Genomic DNA, 17,265 nt, shown 5'->3' on the forward strand with positions numbered 1-17,265 from the left:
AGTGATGATAAAGTCCAACAGATGCCAAAGATATCTTTACAAATCTGGGCGCTATTGATGAAAATAAAGTAGGTGTGAGCATTGTTAATTTTTAGCATATGGCTCTTTACTGTGGTGGCTTCCACATACCTTTTCAAAAAGGTTTCTGGAAGCCTTTCTCTTGTAAAGCCAAATATGATTACGATAATATATTATTATTCTTTCCTTATCTCCAGTTATATTGGCGGTTTATTGATAGCTTTAGGGATTGACGATTATTATATGATTAAACGAATGGACCATGAGGAATATCGAATCATTGGATTTATTTTGTTGACGATATTAATGATCTTATTTCCACTAACGCAATTGGTTGTAGGAAGAATGTTCGGTTTTAATTCCGAAAAAGAGTTTGACCGCTACCTACACGAACCCGTTCGTACAAGTGTAGATAAGAATGGACGCTTGTTTAGATTGGCTTTTGGTGCCCTTACTGCTATATCGATGCTAGCAGTAGCGTATACCATGTTGAAAACCAATACTGTACCATTGTTTGAGTTGTTAAAAGGAAATACTTCTGAATTGGCGAAAATGCGTATTGACGCATCACGAGGTTTTAGTGGGATTGACGTATATATTCGGAACATATTCGCGATTGCATTAACCCCAGTCCTTTCCATTATTGCTTTTGTATACACTACGCAATCTAGAGCATTGTATTGGAAAATTGTATTCTTTTTATTGTTTATGTCATCTTTAGTAATAACTACATATGATTTGGCAAAATCGCCCATTTTCTTTTACGTCATCATGTTGTTGTTAGCTGGTGTATTCACGCAAACATTAAACTTAAATTGGAAGAAAATTAGTGCCTTTGTTATTTCGGGGACTGTGTTATTAGTAATTATGTATGTGGCTATACAAGGAGTAACAGATATAGAGAGCTTCTTATCCTATAATTCTGGTCCAATAGGAAGAATTATTCTCGCACAAATATCACCTTTCTTTTTACATTTAGATACGTACTCGCATTCTATTGCTTTTCTGGAGATGAAAGGGTTACCTTCATTTATCGCTGGTATTTTCGATATTGAACAAGTGCGTACTGCAAGAATGGTCATGGAAAATGTGTTCCCTGAAAATATTGATAAAGGAACTGGTGGAGTATTAAATACAATTTTCATCGGAGAGGCATTTGGATCATTTGGGTATGTCGGTGTGATTGTTTGTATAATTTATGTGGCTGCTGTTATCCAGTTGCTACATATCGCGTTCTTAAGACTCCCAAAAACTCCAGTCGTTATTGCTTTAACCGTATACTTTACCATTAATATCCCAAGAACACTTGTTGGTGGTGCTGCAGACTTTTTCTTCAATCCAATTTGGATAATTATGACAGTCGTTCTTGCCGGGTTATTTATATTAGAGCAATATTTTCACATCATATGGACATTCCTTATGAGTAAGGTGAAGAGGAAAAAGGTGAAAGTATGAAAAATATTCTTATTTATTATCCTTTTACGATAGCTACAAATCCAAAGAGTGGATCTGCTATTCGACCAGTAGAAATGATCAAGGCTTTTGAATTATATGCTCAAAAGCGAGATTTAGAAATAATAATCATTTCAGGTAACACGAAGGAACGTCGTATCTTGTGGAATAAAGTATTGCAGGAGAACAAGCTGGAACAGACGCTGTTTTGTTATTCGGAAAACCAAACGATCCCGCTCTGGTTGACAGATGCAGGGCATATTCCAAAGGACTGGAAAATTGATAAAGATGTTTTTAAAACATTAAAAAAATATCAAATTCCAGTGGGTGTATTTTATCGTGATGTATATTGGAAATTTGATGAATTATATTCATTAACAGGGCTAAAGAAATTTATCATGCAATCTATTTATAAGCTAGAAGAAAATTTTTACGGAAAATACGTCCATACGGTCTTTTTGCCAAGCGATGCGATGGGCAAGTATGTCCATATTAATGCTCCTAAAATGGCGCTCCCTCCTGGTGGGCGTTTTACAGAAATAAAATCAAATACAACAGCGATACAAAATCCATTTAAAGGGATTTATGTAGGCGGCATTAATAATGATGATTACGGTTTACCTACATTAGTCGATGCCTATGCTATATTAAATAAAAGTGAAATTCTCGGTAACCTAGTCATTGTTTGTCGGGATGATGAATTTAACGATTTAAGTAATGAAGATAAGGAAAAGCTAAATAAATCATATATAGAAGTAAAGCATGTGAGTGGGGCAGAGCTACAAAAAGTATACGAGGATGTGGATTTCGCTTTTATTCCGCGTAAACGTTCGGTGTACAATGATTTTGCGGTACCGATTAAACTAGTAGAGTACTTAACAGCTGGATTGCCAATTATTGCTACAAATTGTTCTGCACAGGAGGACTTTATAGGGTCCGGACCTTATGGGGTTCTAACAGGTGATGATGCTGCGAGCCTTGTAGAAGGAATGCAAGCGATTCAACCTAATTTTGCTGAATACAAACAAAATATACAACGAACTTTTTTACAAAAGCATGCATGGAATGAACGAGCTGAACAAGCCGCACATGCTCTAATAGGAGGTAACCAATGAAAATTGCGTTATTAGCACCAAGCAGATCCATTCATACCCATAAGTGGGCGTTGTTTTATCAGTCCCAAGGAATAGATGTAAAAGTGTATACATTTAAAGATCATTACTCGGAGGATAACGCGAAGCTGGTTCCGACTGTGGTATTACCAAAGTCATTACCAGGTAAAGCTTCCTATTTAGCAGCAGCTCCTGCTTTGAAAAAGATGCTGAAGGAATGGGAACCAGATGTTCTTCATTCTCATTTTGTTTCAAGCTATGGTTTGTTAGGGGCAATGGTCAATTATAAAAAGTATTTCGTTTCTGTATGGGGAAAAGATATTTTTGATTTCCCTAAAAAGAGCAAGCTTAATAAAAAGCTTATTGAGTTTACATTAAGTAAAGCAACAGCTATTTTCTCCACTAGTCATGTAATGGCTAAGGAGACGAATTTATATACGAAACGCTTTGTAGAGGTTACTCCGTTCGGCGTGGATATTAATATTTTTTATCCGGAAATTGCTAAAGAACAATCAAGTGATAAAATTATTGTTGGAACAGTAAAAGCACTCGAAGATAAATATGGAATAGCTGATTTAGTGAAGGGCTTTGCTTTGTTTCATAAGGAATTTTCAAATTCCGAGCTGGTGATAACAGGTGACGGACCACAACGAGCAGAGTATGAGCAACTATCCAAAGACTTAGGTATAGATTCAGTTACTACGTTTACAGGTAAAGTACCGAATACAGAAGTACCAAATGTAATTCGGAAAATGACCATTTTTGCAGTACCCTCTACGGAAGATAGTGAAAGCTTTGGAGTTGCTGCAGTGGAAGCTATGGCTTGTGGGATTCCAGTAGTCGTCTCAAATGTTGGTGGACTTCCTGAGGTAGTAGTCAATGATGTAACTGGAATAGTGACCGATAAAGAAAGTCCAGAGCAGCTGGCAAATGCGTTCAAGAAGTTAGCAAGAAACGATGACTTGAGAGCGTCGATGGGACAAGCTGGAGTTACCCATGTGCTGGAACACTATAGTTGGATTGATAATGCACATTATATGTTAGAGCTATATAAAAAATATCTTTAATCGTTTAGAAAGAGAAGGGTGATTGGATATGATTAAAAAAGCAGTTATTCCCGCAGCAGGGTTTGGAACACGTTTCCTACCTGCAACAAAAGCATTACCTAAAGAAATGTTACCTATCGTAGATAAGCCAAACTTACAATATATTATCGAAGAAGCCATTGCCTCTGGGATAGAAGATATAATAATTGTAACGGGACGTAATAAAAAATCGATGGAGGATCATTTCGATAAATCCATCGAATTAGAGCTATTATTAAAGAAAACAGGGAAATTAGAGTTGTTAGAAACAGTAGAGAACATTTCTAATTTAGTCGATATCCATTATATGCGTCAAAAAGAACCTCTAGGACTTGGTCATGCGATTTTATGCACGAAGAAATTCATCGGTAATGAACCATTTGCTGTTTTACTACCAGATGATATTATCGATTCGGAAGTACCAGCATTAAAACAAATGATTGATATGTTTGAGCAAGTACAAAGTAGTATTTTAGGGGTCAATGAAGTGCCAACGGAAGATGTAAGTAAGTATGGTATTGTTGACTATAGCGAAGCAGATAATAATCTATATACAGTGAAAAGATTAGTGGAAAAGCCTGCAATTGAGGATGCACCATCTAATCAAGCTATTGTTGGCCGTTATATTTTGACACCTGGTATTTTTGAGGAATTAGAAAAAGTACAACCTGATGCAAAAGGTGAAATTCAGTTAACAGATGCAATTGATTCATTGCTTGCGAAAGAACCTATTTATTCGTATATGTTTGAGGGAAAACGCTATGATGTTGGCGATAAATTAGGATACTTACAAGCGACCTTTGATTTTGCTTTAAAACGTGATGATTTAAGAGAGCCATTATTGGCATATTTAAAGAATAAATTGAAAGATTAAAACGGTGATTCCATGCGTATAGTATATTTGTGTCAACATTTTCCACCAGAAACGGGAGCACCACAAATTCGTGTATACGAAGTTAGTAAGGAGCTCCTTGCCCAAGGCCATGATATTCAAGTGGTAACAGCGTTTCCTCATCATCCTTACGGCATGATTCCGGATGAGTATAAAGGCAAAAAATATGAGTTTGAAGAATGGGATGGAATTCCTGTTCATCGTACTTGGATTTATCCTTCTAAAAAAGGTACATTTTATAAACGATTAGTTTCTTATTTCTCATTTACATTCAGTTCATTTTACGGTTTAATGAAAGCCGGAAAAGTCGATGTTATTATCGTGAACTCTCCGCCTATCTTTTTAGGTTTAACAGGACTATTAAGTGCCAAATTAAAAGGTGCAAAATTTGTATTTAATGTAGCCGACGTTTGGCCAGAGTCTGCAGTAAAGTTAGGACTAGTGAAAAATAAATTTTTCATTAAACTTGCAGAAATTTTGGAGTCATTTTTATATAAGCATTCATGGAAAATAGCGACTGCAACAGATGGTATACGTTCGTATATTATTAACCACTCTCAGCCGGAGGACAAAGTGTTTGTGTTACCGAATGGAGTAAATACAACCTTCTTCCAACCACAGGCAAAAGACGATGAGTATGTAGAGAAGTTTAATCTACAAGGTAAATTCGTGTTTTCTTATGGTGGTAATTTAGGTTATGCCCAAGGCTTAGAGTTTATATTATATGCAGCGAAAAGAATGCAAGAAACAGTGCCTAATGCCATCTTCTTAATTGCTGGAGCAGGTCCAGAGGAAGAAAAGCTACACGAATTAGCGAAAGAACTAGGACTTATGAATATAGCCTTTCTCGGTCATTTACCTTTAAAAGAAATGCCCAAATTATTTTCTGTTACAGATGTAAGCATCGTGCCACTGCGAGATATTCAGTTATTTGAAGGAGCGCGTCCATCGAAAATTTTCCCGGCGGCTTCATCCGGAGTTCCGGTATTATATTGCGGAAAAGGGGAAAGTGCTGAAATCGTAACGAAAAATAATATTGGATTAGTTGCAATACCAGAAAATGTCGATTCTATTGTGGATACGATGTTCTCATTTGTAGAAATGAATGAGACAGTTCGTACAGAAATGAAAGAATGCGGACGAAAATTAGCATTAAATGATTACAGTTGGGTTTCTATCGTTAAGGATTTATTGCAGAACCTTACGAAGAAGTAAGTATCTTCAGAATATACATATGACGATATTTTATGTATAATAGGTGAGATTATATTTTAACAGTAAAGTAGGGAAGAATCATGGGTACCTCACGTCAAACAAAACGAAAAAAGCAGACAAGAAGAAAATTTTTATACACAGTTCTAGTCATTTCGATGGTTTTATTGTCTGGTGTGATAGTATTCGCTACTAACCTATCCTTACAGACAAAAAACGCCACATCGAATATGTTTCAACCATTAGATCGAGATAAAGAAAAAAACAAATCAGAAAGTAAGTTTGATAGTGCAATTGCTGAAGATTCTGCATTCACCTTGATGCTTACTGGTATTGAAAATCAAGAAGGCTCGACTTACGGTAGATCCGACGTAATTATTGTAGCGACGATTAATCCTAAAACGGAGAAAATATCCATGGTTAGTATCCCGCGAGATGCGAAAGTGTATATTCCTGATTTAGGACATGAAAACAAGATCAATCACTCTTATGCAAATGGTGGTATTAACTATACGATTAATGCTGTGGAGGAATTATTAGATTTGAAAATTGATTACTATGTTTCCACTGATTTCCAAGGATTTGAAGATATCGTCGATACGGTTGGAGGTATAGAAGTAGACGTGCCGTTTACATTCAAAGCTCAGTTGACGGAAAGCTTAAAATGGAAAACGTATACAGAGGGAACGATGGAGTTAAACGGGAACGAAGCGCTTGCTTATGTGCGTATGCGTAAAACAGATCCTCAAGGTGATATGGGACGTAATTTGCGTCAGAAACAAGTAATTCAAGAGATTATCAATCAAGGCACAAGCTTAGGTAATATTACAAAGATTGATGATATGATTAAGGATGTAGGAAATAATGTGAGAACTAATATTCCTTCATCTGAGTATTTTGGGTTGATTAAAATGTATCAGAACTTAAAGTCGTCTCCATTTGAGCAGTTACAAATAACTGGAGAGGATGCTACGATCAGAGGAATCTATTATTTTATACCAGATGAGGATTCTATCGATACTGTTTCAGAGCAGCTTAAGTTAAATTTAGATGATTTTGGGCAAAATGCGCAAAGTGAGTTAAATGAAACAAAAACAGCAAATGATTTATCTTTAGGAGAGTAAAATGAATCGCCTTCACGGGCGCTTCGTTTTACTCTTTTTTTTCAATAGAGAATAATAAAGTAGTAGGATTATCACGATGCAAACTCGGTGTTTATAGAACTTTAAAGAATAAAAAGTTGCTAATGATTTTCGTTTCTGGTGGCGACAAAGGAACGAAGGCTAAAAGCACCACCTCTCAAAAGGAAGGCAATCTAAGTTCGCCGCGTCCTGCGGCAATGATTGCATAACCCACCTCATGCGGGCCTCAACGCCTTCGTGACCAACATCCTGTTGGCCACGCGGGGTGAGCGATGAGTTATCACCATCGCTGCGCGTCGCTGTGATGTCTCATCTGTCTCACTCATCCCGCCGGAGTAGCCACCTGTAACGAAGATCAATTAAGTGAGTAGTACTCAACAATAAGATATAGCATTACATATTCCTTGATGATAAGAGTAGTCAAAGTTAATCTAGTGATAAAATTGTCTGTTGAGTTTGGGATACTATTCTGTTTGGAAAGATAAAGAAAGTAGATTTTCTTTAATCTAGTGGAAATAAAGAGAAATAGTAAGTCTTCATTAAATAAAGAAGCGAGATAGCGAACGAAATTTCATCTTCGAGGCCCGCACGATGCGGGTCAGGCAGTCGTTGCGAAATGTTTTTTATTTTGCGCAGGAGCACCACGATGTCGCGTAATTAGACTGTCATCATCTTTCTTCTAGGAATAGGGTAGTTTCTTTTCGCTAGTTAGCCAAAAACGCACTAACTTGTTTATAAGAGTTGCTGGAGAGCGAGGGACAGTTAAACGCAATAAGATTACCGAAAAAAGGGATGCTGGTTGTTTGTGACGAACGTCACAAACAACCAGCATCCCTAAAAATTAACGCGGCAATCATAAAGCAAAACTTCTGTCCCAAACCCTTCGAAAACGGTAGAAACGGGTTTTGAACTTAAAGGATAGGAAATCTTTATGCCTGCTTTTTCTTAGAGAATAATATAGTAGTAGGATGATATGGGTGGATCGAAGACTAAAGGTGATAAATTCCATTTGGTAACTCTAAAATATCGATTTTGGGTTGAAAGCTATTAATAAGTTTAATATTATTAAAATATCCTTAAGATTCGCAAAATATTACAATATCATTACAAAATATCGAAATTTGTAATAGTATTGTTATACAAATGGGTATTTTTAGCTTATGCTAATAAACCGTGATGTATGTTAAATTTATAGTACATAGGTTTTAATTTCATGTATTGGAATGTTTTATGGAATTCTGTGTTTTATTATGTAGGAAATAAAAGTTCTAGGAGGAACAAATGAAAAAAATCATCGCATCATCTGTATTAGCAACATCTGTCCTTTTGCCACTTAACCTTGTTGCCAATGAAGCACCATCTGTATATGCAGCTTCTAATTCTGCTATAGTATTAGGCGACATTCAACAATTGGTTGGTAATAAAGCGTTACTTACTGAAAATAATGTCAATATACGATCAGGTGCGGGTACTGAGTTCGATAAAGTAATACAAGTAAATACGGGTCAGTCGGTAAGTGTACTTGCCTTTGCGAAAAATAGTAAAGGTGAAGTCTGGTACAAAGTTTCCTTAAGTTCGACGGAAGGTTGGATTATTAGTGACTATTTAACAGCTGCTACAAATGCAGTTAAAGCGTCCACTTCAAAATCAGGAGATGCCTATGTCGGAACATCACAGAAAATAGGGGAACGTGCTTCTGAAATGAGAAAAGGTGCAACGGCTTCTTATGATGTAGTTGCAACTATTCCAGAAGGGACCGCTTTAAAGATTATTAGTGCATTTACTAATGCTCAAAATGAGATTTGGTTTAATGTAGAAAATAACGGCAAAAAAGGCTGGGTAACCTCTGACTTATTTATATTAAATGATAATGCTGCAGAAACCGCTGCAAAAGCAGTTAAAGCGTCCACTTTAAAATCTGGAGATTCCTATGTCGGAACATCACAGAATATAGGGAAAAATGCTTCTAACATGAGAAGTGGTGCAACAACTTCTTATAAATTAATTGCGTCTATTCCAGCAGGAACTTCTTTGAAAATTATTGGTGCTTTTACTAATGCCCAAAATGAGATTTGGTTTAATGTAGAATATAAAGGCAAAAAAGGCTGGGTAACCTCTGACTTATTTGTACTGAATGGAACTGCTGGAGAAACAGCTACAATGATGAAGGTTATCAATTCATCAACCGTTCATTCAGGAGCCACCAAAAATTACTCTACAGTTTTCACAGCAAAAGCTGGAGCAACAATGACCGTTCATCAAGAATTTACAAATGGCTACAATGAGAAATGGGTTCAAGTTACATATGCCACTGGAAAAAAAGGTTGGATTCTTGCATCAGCTTTTGAAGATAGCTCGATAGCGAACAAAGTCGTAAGCAAAAATTCGACGGTACATTCGGGAGCAACAAAGAGTTACAAAACAGTAGCAACGATTAACAAGGGAGTAAAACTAGCAATCCACCAAGAGTTTACGAATGGTTCCAAAGAAAAATGGTATCAAGTGACTTATGCAGTTGGAAAAAAAGGATGGATAGCTGCTGATGCATTTGATAGTGTTTCCACTGTACCCGAAAATCCGCCAACCGAAACTCCAACTCCAAACGTAGAGGTAATTACCGAAGAAAATCATTTGTCGGTTTCCGTTTCGGTAGCAAATATGCGATCAGGTCCAGCAACAACTTTTGATGTTGTAACTCAATCAAGGTTAAATGACCAATTTGTTTCTGCACAATATGTTACTGATGCTAGCAATGAAAAATGGTATAAAGTAGTTTCAGGTAGTGGGGATGCTTGGTTACATCAATCTGTTGTAACTATTGTAGATAAAGTGAACGAGACTCCAGTTGTCACTCCAGGTAATGGGGAAACAGGTACAATTCAACGTTTTAACGCTTTACTATATGCAAATAGCAACTATAACTCATCAGTTTTAGTAGGTTTACCAAGAAGTACAAAGTTTACTGTGCTAAGTAAAATAGTTTCAACAGATGGGACAACTTGGATAAACATTCAAGCTAATGGAAAACAGGGTTGGATTCCAGATTTCGAAATTAATGAAAATATCCCTACTAAATATGGAACAAAAACATCTACTGTGTATAGTGGAGCAAGTGCAACAGCGAAGAAAGTAGATACTATTTACTTAAGTTCACCGGTACGTGTACTACGTTCATTAAACGGGTGGCTTAATATCGAAACACCAAATGAAAAACGTGGTTGGATTCAGGCTTCTGTACTTTCAGATGCTGCGTCAATTTCACCAATTTCACCAATTTCACTGACGAACGGTAGAACAGAAGTTAGAAAAGGGCAAAATTATATGGTTTGGTCTAAACCATCTAAGTTCGATATTACCTACTCGATACCATCAGCAAATGTGTTACGAGTGTTTGGTAATCTCTCCAGTATTAACGAGATTAAATCGAATGTTGCTGGAGTGAAGAGTATGAAAGTAGAGAAAGTTTCCGGTGGAACATCTGTATTATTAGTCACTTTCGATCCTAATTACACATATACAATTCGTGATTATAATAACGAATTAACCATCAAAGTAGTTCCTAAAGGATTGGCAGGGAAGAAAATAATCATCGATGCTGGGCATGGTGCTTCTGATCCTGGTGCAATAGGTAAAAAAGGTACGAAGGAAAAAGATGTAAATCTTGCAACTGCGAATTTCCTAAAAGCTGAGTTAGAGGCGGCGGGAGCTACTGTGACACTTACAAGAAGCACAGATGTGTTCTTAGAGCTTTCGCAGCGTACAGGTATCTCTAATGCTTCGGACTATGATGCATTTATAAGTATTCATGCCGATTCATTCAGTTCTACTTCGAAAGGAACTACAACCTTCTATAATTCGTCAGTGAGCTTTAATGGTCCTAGAAGTTTGACACTTGCAAAGAGTATTCAATCTGATTTAGTCAAAGCAATTGGAACTTATAACCGAGGAATCAAGCCACAAAACTTCTATGTAAATCGTATGAATGAGCTTCCTTCTGTATTAGTCGAACTTGCATTTCTTTCAAATCCTACGGAAGAAGCACAATTAGCTTCTACTTCCTTCCGTAAAAATGCAGCAATTGGAATTCGTAAAGGATTAGAAAACTATTTCAATCAATAATGGAAGGAAGATAATCATATGAAAAAGAAATTATTAGCAACAGTTGGAGCTGTACTTGGTTTAAGTTTGGTATTAACTTTTATTACACCGACCTCCACTAAAGCAGATTCAAATCTACTTTTAGCATCGGTTGAATGGGTACAAGCACAGCTAAACCCTCTTCAAACGAAAGTAACAACTTTAGAAAAACAAGTTGCAGAACAAGATGTAATCATTAAACAATTACAAAAAGCAGTAGCGGAGGGTAGCTCTGTGGTTGTAACGCCACCAACGACTACTAATCCCCCGACAGAAACAACTGCTGTAATTTATACAAAGGCTAGTGCAAAAGTACATTCTGGAGCAACAAAAAACTATAAAGTTCTTGCAACAATTGCTGCAAATAAAGGCTTATCCGTTATTGGTGAGCACAAGGGTGCCGATGGAATTTGGTATCGAGTAGAAGTTTCAGCTACTGTAAAAGGGTGGATTTTCTCAGGTGATGTTTCTACGACAAAACCAGTAGACTTTGTACCTTCAAAAGTCATAACAAAAGAATCTACAAACGTACGCAAAGGGGCAACTACTAATTATAAATCACTGGAAACTGTTGCTAAAGGCTCTTCATTAACTTATTTAGGGTCCTTCAAAAATGCAAATGGTGAAACTTGGTATAATGTCCAAACTGCTAAAGGCAATAAAGGTTGGGTGCTAAGTACGCTGACTGAGGTGAAATAATTGAAGAAAAAAGTAATAGCCATTTTATCAGTAGCAGTGCTTAGTCTTGTTTCCGCAAATAGCGCTTTTGCATACAAACAAGAAAGTTATTCGAAACAAATACAAGTAGAAGTACACAATGCATCTACTACTTCTCTTAATCTATCAGGAGTGTACAAGCTACAAAACTTAACAACAAACGAAATGTTCTTTGCTTTACCAAATACACCGGTTACATTTTCTCAAGTGAATGGGGAAGTCTCTATTTATCAATCTGGATCTTCTATGTTTTCAGCAAATGGTTATGCCCTGCATGCCATTTCTGGCAATGAAAAGATAGTCGTATTTACGTCAGATGTTGATGGTAAAAAAGGGGCTACTGCTGATTATGAAACAGTAAAATCATATACAGCTTTCCAAGGGGCAAACTTTGTAGATGAATTCACAAATGCAAATGGTGAAACTTGGTACTCTATTACAGATGAACTAGGAGCTTCATCCTGGGTCCCCGCTACTAGTGGACGACTTGCTGAAGTTTCTTCATTACCAATTGGCAAGGCTTCAAATGGAAATGAATATCGAGGAAGTTTTAATGTTATTAAATCAGGTGCGACAGTTCAAATCGTCAACCGACTAGATTTAGAAAATTATTTAAAAGGCGTAATTCCAAATGAATCACCAGCTTCATGGCATATTGAAGCTTTAAAAGCCCAAACAATTGCAGCAAGAAGTTATACATTGAGTAAAGCTGGTATTCTAAGTAGTACTACTAAAGACCAAATGTATAAAGGCTATTCATCTGAACATAAAAATTCAAATGCTGCAGTAGAAGCAACAAACGATCTAGTTTTAAGAGCTAATGGCAAACTAGTTCAGGCCTACTATTTTTCTACTAGTGGTGGTAGAACAGCGAATATTGGTGAGGTATGGAATAGTGCCCAGGTTTCCCATTTTGTATCTGTAGATGATTCCATTGAGCAATCACCTTATAAAAACTGGACAGTGAGCATTCCAACTTCCAATATATTAAAAAAATTCGGATTTTCCACCACTGATACTTTGTTAGACATCAAACTTACAAAGGGTGGATCTAACGGAGAAGTTACTGCCGTAACTGCAGTGACTTCGTCCGGAGAGAAAACGATAACTGGCAATGAAACTGTGATGAGAAATGTATTTATAGATGCCAACAATGCATCCTTAAAATCTAGCTGGTTCGATATTTCCTTCACAAAACCAACTGGAGGAACTGACCTAGCTATTCAAGGAGCAAATGGTTCATCAGAAGTAACATCACTTGAGGGAATGTCCGTTCAAACAGCAACAGGCACAGTGCCCATTCCAGGTGGCTCTGTGAAAGTCCAAACGAATGAAGGCATCATCTCCACAACAGGAGTTACAGGTGTCCAAACAGTAACCGTAAACGGTAAAGGCTATGGTCACCGAATCGGTATGAGTCAATACGGTGCTAAAGCACGTGCCGAAGCTGGTTGGACATACGACCGCATTCTAAAACATTATTACCAAGGCACGACAATAGAAAAATACTAATAAAATACAAAAGGCAACCACATTAGTGGTTGCCTTTTTGTATGAATTTTGTAAAAGTATAAGAATAAGAGAAATTAAATAATACCGCTGATTTCCGTTTCAGGTGGACGCGTTCCGTGGGCACGGCTTCAATCTCCCTCGGGCCAACAGGATGTTGGTCACGAAGGCGTTGCCACACGATGTGGCGCTCTTAGCCTTTGTCCCTTTCGAAAGTTCCTGCGGGGCTTTCAGCTCGTGCACCTGTCGCTTCGCTATCGGTGCAGAAAACATTTGCTGTTCCCACTGGAGTCGCCACCTTCACTCCAATCAATTAAGTGAGTAGTACTCCACTATAAGATAGAGCATTGCTTATCGCTTAGATGATTAGAGTAGTCAAAGTTAATATAGGGATAAAATCGTCTGTTGAATTAGGAATACTATTCTTGTTAGGAAGGATGAAAAAAGTAGAATTTCTTTTATCGAGCGGATATAAAGAGAAATAGTAAGTGTTCACTAAATAAAGAAGTGAAGAAGCGAACGAAATTGCATCTTCGAGAGCTTCCTGTTTGGATAGGTAAGTATCTTTTCTCTAGTTTTCCAAAAAAGCACTAACCTGTTTATAAGAGTTGTAGGAGGGCGACCGATAGGCAAACGCCATAAGATTATCGAAAAAAGGGATACTGGTTGGTTGTAACGGACGTCATAACCAACCAGTATCCCTAAAATCGACTCGGTAATCATATAGTAAAACGTCTGTCCAAAGCACTTCGAAAACGATAGAAACAGAATTTAACCTTTAAGATCTTTCATAAACTTTCAACTGAAACCAAATAAAAGATTACTAACGAAAGAGGCTGCCCTAACTCATACATTTGGGCAGCCTCTCAACTTTTAAGGTTTTATAAAGTTTTCAGTATAATACGGAATCGATCCATGGGTCCAATCTGCAAAGTAAACACCTACGCCCAATTGTGTATAAGCTGTACTAATGATGTTCTTACGATGCCCTAAAGAATTCATCAGTGCTTCATGTGCAAAATAGGGACTTGTATAACCCATTGCAATATTCTCTCCACCATTTCTAAACTGTACACCGCTATTGGAAAGGCGATCAAATGGGGACTCACCTTTTAAATTATCATGGTTAAAGTAATCATTTAATCCCATGTCTACACTATGATTTCGTGCGACATTAGCAACCTTTGACGAGCTTTGAAGAATTTCTACTCCATGTGCTTTACGCTCTGCATTCGTTAATTGGAATAAAAGTGCCTCATAGCTAGTTTCTAATGTAATAGATTTTTTAGGATATAAATTCGGATTCTTATCAATTAGCAAATGATCTATTAAATAAATAGCTGCAATTTTATTATCATTATGCACATCTATAAAAAAGTTTGCTTCATATTCAGGCAAATTATACGTAATAATTTCGATTGGATATGTATTTCCGGTAGTTTCATATTTAGTACCTAGTTTATTCTCCAGCTGTCCGATCGTATTGGATACTGAAACGCCATTTACTTGATAACTTTTATCTTTCGTATAAATGGAGGCTATTTTATTACTCAAATAACTTATAGCATAAAAGCTATTATAGTTATTATGATAAATTGAAGTAGAGGCACCAAATTCGTTTATAAGAGCTGTTTTTTGAGTACCAAGTTTTGCTGTTGCAGTCGTTTTATTGTCTCCAATAGAAAGAGCAGTTTTTACACAATTTAACTGATTTACCTTACTTTTAGATGGTGTTTGATACAAAACATCCGCATTATCTAAGATTACTAATCCGCCACCAAGATGATAGTAGGTCGATCTCTTCGCGTATATTCTGTAATTCTCGCCAGGTTTAACAGTTCTAGAAAATTCAAATTTACCATTTACATTTTTATAAATAGTTGTTGATTTTTGAATCAAAACTCGACCGATTTGACCGGATTTTAGTTCTACTCCATCCCAGTAAGCGATGGAAGGGCAATCTGCTGCTTGAGAAATTGTTGGAACCGAGATTAATGCGAAAAATAACATTACTACAATAGAAAGTTTTTTCATAGATTCATCTCCTCATAGTAAAAGTATAAATCAATTCACTCTAAATTCCAAAAACTCTTTTTCAACAAGTTCGATTTTTGCTTGCCCATTCGTCATTTCGGCCATCCAGTTTGTAAAGACTGCCTCTTCATCTGCTTTTGTAAATACGAGCACTTCGACAAGATCTGCGTAGTTTATCTCTTTTAGAGGATAGTCAGAATTGCGTACTTCATTTTCCACTTTTCCAAGCCAGGTGTACTCAATAGAAACTTTCATGAGATGGTGCAGTTTACGATCTACTACTTTCGCAGCGTCAATTCCTTCGGTTGTAGCCTTCCCGTAAGCCCGGATAAGTCCACCACCACCGAGCTTGATGCCGCCGAAATAACGAGTAACGACCACAACCGTATCCTGTAAACCTTGCTTTTTAAGCACTTCTAGCATTGGTACCCCCGCAGTGCCACTTGGTTCGCCGTCATCGTTTGCCTTTTGTATGTTGTCATGCTCCCCAATAATGTATGCGGAGCAGTTGTGATTAGCACTTTTATGCTTTTCTTTAATATTATTAATAAAATTTTGTGCGTCTACTTCTGTTTCTGCTCGGTTCACGTAAGTAATAAAACGTGATTTTTGAATGATGATTTCGCACTCCCCGTAGCTTTGGATAGTCTGGTAATCTTTTCTCATGGATATATTTCCCCCCCTGATTCAATTGAAACATAGTTGTAAAGTAATTTTAATTTATTTTTAGTCACTTAGTGCTATAATAGGACTTGTCATCATTAGTGAATGAGGACTCATTTGGACGCATAAAGGAGAAAAAACAGATGACGAATAGGAATATTGAAACTCAATCGTTAGATGTTATTTTCGATCGGATGGTCGAAGTGATGGATCATTCGAAAAAGGATATTTTCATTATAAGCGAACAAAGTCGACAAAGCTTTGAAGAAATGAAAGTGGAGTTAGAAATTATTCGTGGAAATATCGAGGCGGTTATTATTGAAGGGGATATGCTCGAATCGAATTCAAAGTTTTCCAGAAATCGATTAGCAGAAGTCTCTAAGAATTTTGACGCATACGATGAACCACAAGTTCGCCAAGCATACGAATCTGCAAATGAAATTCAAATAAATCTTCTCGTCAAGCGTAGTGAAGAACGTCAACTAAGACTTAGAAGAGATGATTTAGAACGCAGATTACAGGGCTTGTTAGAAATGATTGAACGTGCCGATCATCTGGTCAATCAGGTGAACATAGTCATGAATTACTTAACATCCGATTTGAAAAATGTAGGAGAAGCACTTGAAAATGCAAAAATTAAGCAAGATTTCACCTTGAAAATCATAGAAGCACAAGAAGAAGAACGTAAAAGACTTTCAAGGGAAATTCATGATGGCCCCGCGCAAATGCTAGCGAATGTACTCCTCAGAACAGATCTAATCAATCTTACATATCAGCAGCGTGGCGGTGAAGAAGCGATGAAAGAGATTATTGACCTAAAAACGATGGTTCGCAATGCTCTATCCGAGGTCCGTCGTATCATTTACGACCTTCGACCAATGGCATTAGACGATTTAGGATTAATACCAACGCTTCGAAAGTATATAACAACAATTGAAGAATACAACCCAAAAGGTAAGATTAATTTCCAAGCATTTGGAGTAGAGAAAAGGTTAGAAACCAATTTTGAAGTAGCCATTTTCCGCATAGTCCAAGAGTGTTTAACAAATGGAACTAAACATGGAAAATTTACAGAAGCTTGGGTGAAAGTAGAATGGTTGAAACAAAAGATAAATATTATCGTCAAAGATAATGGAGCTGGATTTGATCCAGAAGTAGTAAAAGAAAAATCCTTTGGTTTAATTGGTATGAAAGAACGAGTGGATTTGTTAGAGGGAACGATGAAAGTTATTTCATCCCCCGGCAAAGGAACAACCATTTTGTTTAGTATCCCATTAAATGAGGTATAGTAA

The 17,265-nt window shown here is 36.9% G+C and carries 12 protein-coding genes; 10 read left to right on the plus strand and 2 right to left on the minus strand.

The window, feature by feature from the left end; translation table 11 throughout:
- Positions 1–174 precede the first annotated feature (174 nt).
- The 9 genes from LDK52_RS10870 (at position 175) to LDK52_RS10910 (ending at position 13,279) form a co-directional block, all read left to right on the plus strand.
- On the plus strand, positions 175–1,473 hold the full coding sequence (locus tag LDK52_RS10870; protein WP_277585988.1) for an oligosaccharide repeat unit polymerase: 1,299 nt from the start codon (positions 175–177) through the stop codon (positions 1,471–1,473).
- Positions 1,470–2,585 carry a glycosyltransferase gene (locus LDK52_RS10875; RefSeq protein WP_277585989.1) on the plus strand — a complete coding sequence of 372 codons (1,116 nt, stop codon included), beginning with the start codon at positions 1,470–1,472 and terminating at the stop codon, positions 2,583–2,585. The genes LDK52_RS10870 and LDK52_RS10875 overlap by 4 nt, the downstream gene beginning before the upstream one ends.
- The gene (locus tag LDK52_RS10880) at positions 2,582–3,649 is read left to right on the plus strand and encodes a glycosyltransferase (protein ID WP_277585990.1); all 1,068 of its coding nucleotides are present in this window, start codon (positions 2,582–2,584) and stop codon (positions 3,647–3,649) included. Before LDK52_RS10875 ends, LDK52_RS10880 begins: the two co-directional genes overlap by 4 nt.
- Before the next feature lie 28 nt (positions 3,650–3,677).
- Positions 3,678–4,541, plus strand: a complete 864-nt coding sequence (gene galU, locus LDK52_RS10885; RefSeq protein ID WP_277585991.1) for a UTP--glucose-1-phosphate uridylyltransferase GalU — start codon at positions 3,678–3,680, stop codon at positions 4,539–4,541.
- A gap of 12 nt (positions 4,542–4,553) precedes the next feature.
- On the plus strand, positions 4,554–5,774 hold the full coding sequence (locus LDK52_RS10890) for a glycosyltransferase family 4 protein (protein WP_277585992.1): 1,221 nt from the start codon (positions 4,554–4,556) through the stop codon (positions 5,772–5,774).
- Positions 5,775–5,854: 80 nt separating this feature from the next.
- Positions 5,855–6,895: an LCP family protein gene (locus tag LDK52_RS10895; protein WP_277585993.1), complete on the plus strand. Its 1,041-nt coding sequence runs from the start codon at positions 5,855–5,857 to the stop codon at positions 6,893–6,895.
- A 1,299-nt stretch (positions 6,896–8,194) separates the two neighbouring features.
- Positions 8,195–11,032 carry an SH3 domain-containing protein gene (locus tag LDK52_RS10900; RefSeq protein ID WP_277585994.1) on the plus strand — a complete coding sequence of 946 codons (2,838 nt, stop codon included), beginning with the start codon at positions 8,195–8,197 and terminating at the stop codon, positions 11,030–11,032.
- 18 nt (positions 11,033–11,050) lie between these two features.
- Entirely contained in the window at positions 11,051–11,749 is a 699-nt protein-coding gene (locus LDK52_RS10905) for an SH3 domain-containing protein (protein WP_277585995.1), read from the plus strand.
- Positions 11,750–13,279 (plus strand): SpoIID/LytB domain-containing protein, encoded by a 1,530-nt coding sequence (locus tag LDK52_RS10910; protein ID WP_277585996.1) that lies wholly within the window; start codon positions 11,750–11,752, stop codon positions 13,277–13,279.
- An 870-nt stretch (positions 13,280–14,149) separates the two neighbouring features.
- Here the strand turns inward: LDK52_RS10910 and LDK52_RS10915 are convergent.
- Both LDK52_RS10915 and LDK52_RS10920 read right to left on the minus strand, forming a co-directional pair.
- Positions 14,150–15,310: a CAP domain-containing protein gene (locus LDK52_RS10915; RefSeq protein ID WP_277585997.1), complete on the minus strand. Its 1,161-nt coding sequence runs from the start codon at positions 15,308–15,310 to the stop codon at positions 14,150–14,152.
- 30 nt (positions 15,311–15,340) lie between these two features.
- The gene (locus LDK52_RS10920) at positions 15,341–15,976 is read right to left on the minus strand and encodes a YigZ family protein (protein WP_277585998.1); all 636 of its coding nucleotides are present in this window, start codon (positions 15,974–15,976) and stop codon (positions 15,341–15,343) included.
- 140 nt (positions 15,977–16,116) lie between these two features.
- Between LDK52_RS10920 and LDK52_RS10925 the strand changes: the two genes are divergently transcribed.
- Entirely contained in the window at positions 16,117–17,262 is a 1,146-nt protein-coding gene (locus LDK52_RS10925; RefSeq protein ID WP_277585999.1) for a sensor histidine kinase, read from the plus strand.
- Positions 17,263–17,265: the final 3 nt, after the last annotated feature.

Origin of the sequence: Psychrobacillus antarcticus (genome assembly GCF_029533155.1) — a bacterium.
Classification (GTDB): Bacteria; Bacillota; Bacilli; order Bacillales_A; family Planococcaceae; genus Psychrobacillus; species Psychrobacillus antarcticus.